Below are 8421 nucleotides of genomic sequence, written 5' to 3'. Positions count from 1 at the left end.
GCGGCGGCGTCGTAACCCGCGAACAACTCCCCAGCCCCGCCGGGGTTCCCGCCAGCTCGATGCCGCGGGCTCCGGCTGGCTGCGGCCGATCCGCAGCGACCGCAGCTCCGGCAGACCGGCGCTGCGCAGCAGATCAGCGGTGGACAGCCCGAGCCGCACACCGGTCCAGTCCTCGCCGGTGCGCTGGGCGACGCAGGCCCGCAGCACGAGCGTGCCGGCGCCGCTGCGGCCGTTCAGCCGGAGCTGGTAGACGGGGGCCCAGGCGGCGCCCGGCACCTGGTACTCCAACTCCAGGGCGACGGGCGTGGATTCGGCCCCGGGGACGGGAGCCGCGGCGCCCTCCCCGGCCGGCGCGGTCCGGGCGGCCGGAGTGACCTGCGCGGCCTGCGCGGTCGGAGTGGCCTGGGCGGTCGGCCCGGCATCCGCCTCGTCCGACTCGCCGGCCGGGGACGCCGCGTTCCGCGCGCCCGGCGCCAGTGTCAGCACCGCGGACACCGACGGGAGGGCCCGGTCGGTGCTCAGCGCGCTGGACGCCTGGTCGAGCCGGTGCCACAGGACGTCCACGTCGTGGTCGGCCGCGGCCAGTTCCTCCTCGGCGGTGCGCAACCGCTGGTGCAGCAGGGCCAGTCGGGAGTCGACAAAGCCGGCCAGCGTCAAGATGGACTCCACCGGGGCCCAGCGCGGCGGGTCGCCGCGCCGCGGCTGCGGGGGCTCGGCCCGGAAGCCGGCCACCTCCTCGATCTCGGCGGCCAGCCGGTCGCGCCGGTCGCGCAGCCGGGACTGCCGGTCCTCGGCGTCCTCCAGATCCAGCCGCACGTTGGGCAGTTCGTCGCCGCGCCGGAGCGTCGCGCCGAAGTCCAGGCGAATGTCCGTCACGCGCAGACCGGGCGGTCCCGACACCACGCGGGCGCGCAGTGAATGTTCGAAAAGGGCCGGGGGCAGACCGGGGACCCGGACGCTGACGGCGCTTTCGCCCGCCGCTGGCTCGAGCCGGACCAGGCGCGTGCAGACCGCGCCCGAGGCGTGCACCACCACCGATGTCAGCGCCGACGGCGCGGCGAGCTCTCCCGGAGTGTCGCCGCGCGTGCCTGTGTCCACCACGCCTTCCCCTCCTGCCTGCTGCCGTCCGCGTCCGGACCCCGGGCGCAACTCGTGCGTACCCTAGCCGAGTCCGGGAAGCAGGCTCATGGCCGCGCCGGCGGCCATGAGCCTGCTCGCGACGGAAGGGCCTGGCGGCGGGACCGGATCACCCCGCGTGCACGCGGCGGGCAGCCGGTCCCGGCCGGCGCGGGGCCCCCGGGACCGGCTTCCTGACGCGCGGTCAGCGGCTCGCGACCGCCCGGAGGGACTGCTTGAGCGAGCCGATCGTGGCCAGTACGGCGGTGGGTTCGTAGCCGCAGTGCGCCATGCAGTTGTCGCACCGCGGGTCCTTGCCGCGGCCGTACTTGTCCCAGTCGGTGGTGTCGAGCAGTTCCTGGTAGGTGCCCGCGTAGCCGTCGGCCATCAGGTAGCAGGGACGCTGCCAGCCGGAGAGCGAGTACGACGGAATGCCCCAAGGGGTGCACTCGAAGTCGGCGCGGCCCTCCAGGAAGTCGAGGTACAGCTCGGAGTGGTTGAAGCGCCACTTCTTGCGGCGGCCCTCGGAGAACGCCTTGCGGAACAGCTGCCGCGTCTGCTCGACGCCGAGGAAGCGGTCCTGGTCAGGTGCCTTCTCGTAGGCGTAGCCGGGGGAGATCTGCAGCATGTCGACCTTGAGGTCGTCGTTGAGGTAGTCCAGTACGTCGATGACGTCCTGGGGGCTGTCGTTGTTGAAGAACGTGGAGTTGGTGTACACCGCGAAACCGGCCGCCTTGGCCTGCCGGATGGCCTCCACGGCCTGGTCGAAGACGCCTTCCTTGCTCACCGACTCGTCGTGCCGCTCGCGCAGGCCGTCGATGTGCACCATCCAGGCGAAGTTGCGGTGCGGGGTGAACTTGTGCAGGTGCTTGGGCAGCAGCACCGCGTTGGTGCACAGCACCACGAACTTGCCGCGCTTGAGCAACTGCTCGGTCATCAGGTGGATCTGCGGGTGCATCAGCGGCTCGCCGCCGGCCAGCGAGACCATCGGGGCCCCGCACTCCTCGACCGCGCCGATCACCTGCTCGACCGGCATGCGCTGCTTGAGGACGCTGGCCGGGTGCTGGATCTTGCCGCAGCCGTTGCAGGCCAGATTGCAGGCGAACAGCGGCTCGATCTCCACGATGAGGGGGAACTTCTTGCGTCCGCGCAGCTTCTGCTTCAGGAGGTAGCTGCCGATTTTGACGGTCAGGTTGAGCGGAAGTGCCATGGTCGACTGCTCCGTCTTCTGGCGTAGGGGTCCTTCCCCCTGCGTGTCCGGCTGCCGCGCGCGGGCGTCCGGCGTCGGACGGGTCCGACGCCAGGACGACCTGTTCACCGGCATACAATCTGCATCCAACATACAGGCTGTATGCGCGATGATGCGGGTATGGAGCGAGTCGAGCCCGCCCGGGGGCGCAGAAAAGCCGAGCACATGGCCGATACGCGGGAGGCCCTCCTGGCGGCGGGGCGCGACCTCTTCGCCGCGCGGGGGTACGCGGCCACCGGCACGGAGGACATCGTGGCCGCCGCCCGGGTGACACGCGGCGCGCTCTACCACCACTTCAGCGACAAGGCCGACCTCTTCCGGGCGGTGATGGAGCGTTCCGCCCGGGAGATGGCCCAGCGCCTCATCGAACAGGAGACCGCCCGCGCCGAGGCGCATCCGGAGCACGACGCGTGGACCACGCTGCGGCTGGGCTTCCAGTCCTTCCTGGACGCCTGCGCCGACCCGTCCTTCCAGCGCATCGTGCTGATCGAGGGTCCCGCGGTACTCGGCCACACCGTGTGGGACTCCCTGGTCGACCAGCACGGCTACGTCCTGCTGGCCGCGGCGCTCACCGAGGCGATGCGCGAGGGCAGCATCGACGAGTTGGCGGTGCAGCCGCTGACCCGCATGCTGGCCGCGCTCATCTCCGAGGCGAGTCTCTACATCGCCCGCGCCGAGGACCAGGCGCGCGCCCGTGAGGACAGCGGCCGGGCGCTGGACCGTATCCTCGCCGGCCTCGAAGCTTCCCCGCGGCCGACGCACCGGAGCTGACCTGCCGGGCGTGGGCCGCCGGCCGGGCGGCCCGGGCCTGCCGCGCCGCTTGCGCCGGGCGGGCCGACTCCGGCACGGTGCACCGACCACCCCTCCGCAGGAAAGGCGACACCCCGATGGCACCCCTGCCCGGCGAACTCCTCGCGCTGCTCAACCGGCCCAGCCCCTGCTTCATCGCCACCACGATGCCGGACGGCTCGCCCCAGCTCACCCAGACCTGGGTCGACACCGACGGCGAGCACATCCTCATCAACACCGTCGACACCCACCGCAAGGTCAAGAACGTCGAACGCGACCCGCGGGTGGCCGTCAGCATCGCCGACCCGGAGGACACCTCCCGCTACTTCTCCATACGGGGACGCGTCACCAGCGCCACGACCGACGGCGCCGCCGACCACATCGAACACCTGGCCCAGAAGTATCTCGGCGGCCCCTACCCCTGGTTCGGCGGCAAGGAGCAGACGCGGGTCCTGCTGACCATCGCCGTCGACACGGTCATCCACGCACCGCGCTGAGCCGGTCGGCCGCTCCCGCGGCGCGCCCCGCACCGTGGAGCGGCCGAACAGGAGGCTGGTGCGGCGGTGTTCGCGGGGCCGGGGGTAAGATCCGCGAGCGCCGCCGACCTGCCTGGTCGGCCGAGTCCTGTGGGGGGACCTTTCCATGACGTTCCGGCTGCGCGCCGTCCGCGCGCTCGTCCTGCTGGCCGGCTTCTATCTGATGGGTGTCGTGCTGCTGGCGGCCATGGCAGCCGTCGACTGGATCGTGGTGACGCGGCTGTTCTCCCGGGTGGCCGAGTTCCAGGGTGCGGTGGTGGCCGTCACCGTCCTGCTGGCGGTCGCGATTTTGCGGGGCATGTTCAGCTTCCTGCGGGCCGGGCGCCTCGGCCCGGCTCCGCACGCCGTGGCGGTGACGCCGCAGGAGCAGCCCGAACTGTGGGAAGAGGTGCGCGCCGCGGCCGAGGCGACGGGCGAGCCGGCGCCGGACGAGCTCTACCTGACAGCCGAGGTCAACGCGGGGGTCGCGGAACAGAGCCGGCTGCTGGGGCTGCTGCCCGGACGGCGCCGCATGCTGCTGGGCCTGCCGCTGCTCGCCGGGTTGAGCGTTCCGCGCTTGCGCGCCGTCCTGGCCCACGAGTTCGGGCACTACAGCAACCTCGACACCCGGCTCGGCGGCCTCACCATGCGCGGCCGGCAGGCGGTCCTGCACACGGTGAAGGTGTTCAGCCAGGGCACCACGCGGATGCACCACGTGATCGGCGCCCTCTACGTCGGCTACGCCCGGATGTTCCTGCGCACCTCGCAGTCCATGGCCCGCCATCAGGAGCTCGCCGCCGACCAGGTGGCCGCCCGGCACGCGGGCCGGGACGCGACGGCCGGCGCGCTGGGCGCCCTTCCGGTCCTCGACGCCGCGTACGCCCACTACTGGGAGACGTACGCGGAGATGGGCATCGCACTGGGGGCGCTGCCGCCGGTGGGCGAGGTGCACGGCGGTTTCGGCCGGCTGCTCGCCGCACGGCCGGGAGAACGCCTCGCCGCCCTGAGCGCAGGGCAGCGTCCGCCGCGGCCGCACCGGTACGACTCGCACCCGCCCACCGCCGAACGGATCGCCCTGATCGAGCAGCTCCCGGCCGACGGCCGGGCCGACGGGCCGGGCGACGAGCCGGCCGCGCTCACCTTGCTGCGCGACCCGGACCAGGTGTTCGCCGCGCTGGAGCAGCGCACCTTGTCGGACCAGGCGGCGCGGCTGCGGCGTGTGGACTGGGACGAGCTCGTCATGGCCCGCGCGATCGCGGACGCCGAGGCGTGGTCCCAGCCGCTGCGGCTCGCCGTCGCCAGGGCGCTGCGCGCCGACGGGGCGGCGCCGGCCCGCCGGGGCACCGCGGCGCAGGGCGCGGAGAAGACGGAAGAGGCAGAGTTGCCCGGCCTGGAGGAGGTCTTGGACGCCTTCGACCGCGGCCTGCTCTGGATGGCGGTGGCCGACCGCATGCCCAAGCCCCCGCAGGCATCCCGGCTGACCGGTTCGTCGGCGCGCAACTTCATCCGGCCCAGGCTCTTCGACGGGCTCGCGGGCATGGTCCACCTGCGCCTGGCCGGGACCGGGCACGCCGCCCCCGACATCGCGTGGTCGGGGCGACCCGGACTCGCCCTGCCCGCCGACTGGGAGAAGGCGATGGACGACGCCCTGGACGCGGCACTCAGCGACACACCCGACACCGCGCCCCTGCGCGCGCTGCTGGCCGGCACGGTCTGAGTCGTCGTCCGCCGGAGCGACCGCGACCGCCGGCCGGGGCGAGGGGGAGCCGTCGGCAACGGCTCACCCTCGCCCCGCCGTTCGCCAGGGGTGCGGCGCGCGGTGCTCGTCGCGGGATCAGCGGAGTTCCGCGGTCAGGAGCAGAACACCCCGTAGTTCTCGGCCGCGTCGGTGCTCGTGGTGTCGTAGTGGTCGTTGCCGGTCGGCGAACTCGAGTCGAGGACGTTCATCGAGCCGGCGATGCAGCCCCTGGGGTTGACGCCGTCCCACTCGTGCGAGGTCATGGTGGGTCCGGTGATCGTGTAGTAGTCGGTGCGGTTGCCGCCGGACGTGCCGTCCGTGTGCTGCCAGCCGAGTTCCAGCGACACGGTGCCCGGGGTGTCCTTGTGGTAAGTCGTCTTCACCCCGGTCCAGTTGCCGAGGAGGTCGGTGACGATCTGGACGCAGAGCCGGTTGGTGCTCTGGGACGGAGCGAGGTAATAGCAGCGCTCACCCGTAATGCCGTGCGGGGTGACCACGCGGCCGGCGCCCTGCGGGGCCGCCGCCGTGGCCGTGGGTGTGAGTGCGGCGCCCGAGATGAGGGCCGCGCCGAGCGCCAGTCCGACAAGCCGTCGCTTCATGTCTTCTCCTGTCGCCTGAATGACTCCGGAGCACTTGTGAGTGTCCGGCTGAACGCCCCATGTATAGGGGCGGAATTGTCCAGTGCGAAGGGTTATGGACAATTGCCCGCGCCGGATTTGTCCACGGGAAATCCGAGTTCGCGCGCGAGATCCTCCGCTTCGCGAGCCCAGCGGACACACAGCGACAGGCCGGCCGCTCGCGCCGCGTACCGGGCGTCGGCCTGGACGGCGCTCCCGCCCCCGTAGTCGAGGTGCTGATCGGCCGAGGCCAGTTCGAGGCATCTGACGGTGAGCCAGTCGTACTTCACCGCCGAGGCGCAGATACCGAGCCTGACCAGACGCTCGTCCCCGGTCCAGCCGGCCTCGGCGAGTCCTGCCAGATAGGCCCGGGTGGCCCTGGCGTCGAGGTCGTCGAGGAGCCGGTGCGGCAGGAGCAGGTCGAAGACGGAGTCCGGGACGAGGTTGCCCACGTCCTCCCCCAGCGCCCCGTCGCCGACGAAGGCCCAGTCGAGCAGCGTCACCTCACCGTCGGGGCGCCGGACGATGTTGTTGGGCCAGACGTCCAGATGGCAGACGGTCCGCGGCAATCGGCGCATCAGCGACAGCAGGCGTTCACGATCGCGGTGCAGGTGCTGGAGCCCGCGCCGCAGATCGTGCGGGAAGTGCTCCTCCATGAGCGGCTGGGCCCAGGCCCGGTCGTCGTCCAGCAGGCTCCAGTCGGCGGGCCGCGAGGTGCTGTAGTCCGCCAGGAAGCCCCGGCTCAGCCAGGGGTACGCGGGCAGATCGCGGCGGCCCTGGCTTCGGCCCAGCGCCCGGGCGGTCTCGGCGAGGTCCTCGGCGGACAGATGCGACGAGTGGCGTCCCTCGACGTCCTCCAGCAGCAGCTCGATGTCCCCCTCGCCGGTCTCGCGTGTGTCCAGGAGCGCCGGGGCGCCCAGGCCGAGCTGCCGGGGCAGACCGCTCCGGTAGGCGAGGGCTTCCCGTCGCCAGAAGTTCCAGTGCCGCGGATCGGCGGAGGAGGACCATTCGGCCGGCACCTGCCGGCGACGACGGGTGAGGACCTTGTGGATGACGCCGTTTTCCCGCCAGATACCGCCGCTCACCCCATTGTTCCGATTGTGCGGTACATCCTCGACGGGCATCCGGCCGCTCCACAGGGTCGATTCCAAGGCGTCGGTCGATCCCAGCATTGTCGGTCATTCGGGTTGGCGAGGGCGAATTCCCCCCGCGGGGTGTGTCCGGCGCCGACCGAGCCTTTCGCGCCTCTTTCCGGCAGGTGGTGTCAAAGGACTGGAGCCGGCGGTGTCCAACCGGAAGCATCATCCGCAACTGCCCTGACAAAGGCTGTCCGGGGACGTGAGGAGATGGCAATGGGTCGTCGTATGCGTCCGTTGGACCCGGTGGACGGGCCGGTCGAGCGATTCGCCTCCGAGTTGCGGGCCCTTCGCGCCCTCGCGGGCGACCAGCCGTTCTGGAAGATGGCGCGCCGTTGTTCGGTCGGCAAGAGCGCGCTGGCCTCGGCGGCCGCCGGGCGCGAGTTGCCCTCGTTGAACGTGACGCGCGAGTTCGTGCGGGCGTGCGACGGCGAGTGGTCGTGGTGGCGGGCGCGGTGGTCGCAAACGGCCGCCGAACTGGAGACGGCTTCCCAGGCGGCCTCGCAAGGCGCCTCCCGGGCGCCCGGTGCGGCATCCGCCGCCCTGGTCCGGATGCGGCCGGGCGTGGTGGACCTGCTGGGCGGCCGGCCCCCCTCCACGGCGGCGGGCGAAGGGGCGGCACCGATCGGTCAGGATCCTGCCCGGGGCGCCGAGCCGCGCCGGGCCCGGCGCGGATGGCGGCTGGTGGCCGCGGCGGTGCTCGTGGGGGCCGTTCTGGGATCGAGTCTCACCTGGCGGATCGGCTTCCCCGGGGCGCGCAGCCGGACGTGCCGGCTGCCGTGTCCGGCAGCGGCCCCCTGAGAGTGCAGGACGGCACCGATCCGCAGGCGGTCGGCTGCTCCCCGGACAAGACGGTCTTGACGGTCAGTCCCGTCCGTCTGCAAAGCCAGCTCGTCCTGCGCGGACGGCACCTGCCCAAGGGCGCGCAGGTGGGCACGGTGACCTTGGTGTACTCCCCGCGCTGCGCCGGTGCCTGGGCCCGTTTCAACCCGGCGCCGGTGATCGACACCGATCTGTCCGACACCACGGCCGGGGTCGTCACCGTATGGGCGGAGCGTCCGGCCGACACCACGTTGGCGTCCTGGAAGATGGGGCACATCGACGAGACCTTCTCCGCCCTGCTGCTCACCGGAGTCGGCTGCGTCATCGCCGGCGCCCGGGTCGACGTGACCAATGAGAACAGACCGCCGTCGGGCAAACGGCGTGCCTGCCGTCGGCGGCTGCCCCGGGGCCGTCCGCTTCGGTGCCCGGCGGCTCGCGC

Annotated in this window: 9 protein-coding genes; 5 read left to right on the top strand and 4 right to left on the bottom strand. The window is 72.4% G+C overall.

The window, feature by feature from the left end:
- The coding region (locus tag GA0115240_RS39350) for a DUF4139 domain-containing protein (protein WP_370673355.1) at positions 1-1101 on the bottom strand (1101 nt) is incomplete at its 3' end.
- A gap of 220 nt (positions 1102-1321) precedes the next feature.
- Positions 1322-2326, bottom strand: coding sequence for an adenosyl-hopene transferase HpnH (gene hpnH / locus GA0115240_RS21230; protein ID WP_093738567.1), 1005 nt, complete (start codon positions 2324-2326; stop codon positions 1322-1324).
- A 159-nt stretch (positions 2327-2485) separates the two neighbouring features.
- Between hpnH and GA0115240_RS21225 the strand changes: the two genes are divergently transcribed.
- From GA0115240_RS21225 to GA0115240_RS21215, 3 genes are all read left to right on the top strand, one after another.
- Positions 2486-3136 carry a TetR/AcrR family transcriptional regulator gene (locus GA0115240_RS21225; protein WP_237555072.1) on the top strand — a complete coding sequence of 217 codons (651 nt, stop codon included), beginning with the start codon at positions 2486-2488 and terminating at the stop codon, positions 3134-3136.
- A gap of 116 nt (positions 3137-3252) precedes the next feature.
- Positions 3253-3651, top strand: a complete 399-nt coding sequence (locus GA0115240_RS21220) for a PPOX class F420-dependent oxidoreductase (RefSeq protein WP_093738563.1) — start codon at positions 3253-3255, stop codon at positions 3649-3651.
- Positions 3652-3796: 145 nt separating this feature from the next.
- Positions 3797-5386: a M48 family metallopeptidase gene (locus tag GA0115240_RS21215; protein WP_093738561.1), complete on the top strand. Its 1590-nt coding sequence runs from the start codon at positions 3797-3799 to the stop codon at positions 5384-5386.
- A 134-nt stretch (positions 5387-5520) separates the two neighbouring features.
- On the opposite strand, the gene GA0115240_RS21210 is transcribed toward GA0115240_RS21215, so the two are convergent.
- Together GA0115240_RS21210 and GA0115240_RS21205 are read right to left on the bottom strand one after the other, a co-directional pair.
- A complete protein-coding gene (locus GA0115240_RS21210) occupies positions 5521-6006 on the bottom strand; it encodes a hypothetical protein (RefSeq protein ID WP_093738559.1) in 486 nt (161 codons plus the stop codon).
- 92 nt (positions 6007-6098) lie between these two features.
- Positions 6099-7148, bottom strand: a complete 1050-nt coding sequence (locus GA0115240_RS21205) for an aminoglycoside phosphotransferase family protein (RefSeq protein WP_237555071.1) — start codon at positions 7146-7148, stop codon at positions 6099-6101.
- Between the two features lie 228 nt (positions 7149-7376).
- Here GA0115240_RS21205 and GA0115240_RS37090 point away from each other — a divergent pair, with 228 nt between their 5' ends.
- Both GA0115240_RS37090 and GA0115240_RS21195 read left to right on the top strand, forming a co-directional pair.
- Positions 7377-7961, top strand: a complete 585-nt coding sequence (locus tag GA0115240_RS37090; protein ID WP_161302349.1) for a hypothetical protein — start codon at positions 7377-7379, stop codon at positions 7959-7961.
- The coding region (locus tag GA0115240_RS21195) for a DUF2690 domain-containing protein (protein WP_176725131.1) at positions 7940-8421 on the top strand (482 nt) is incomplete at its 3' end. The genes GA0115240_RS37090 and GA0115240_RS21195, both read left to right, overlap by 22 nt.

The organism is Streptomyces sp. DvalAA-14, assembly GCF_900091855.1.
Taxonomy (GTDB): domain Bacteria; phylum Actinomycetota; class Actinomycetes; order Streptomycetales; family Streptomycetaceae; genus Actinacidiphila.
This window is presented reverse-complemented; position numbering and strand designations above follow the sequence as displayed.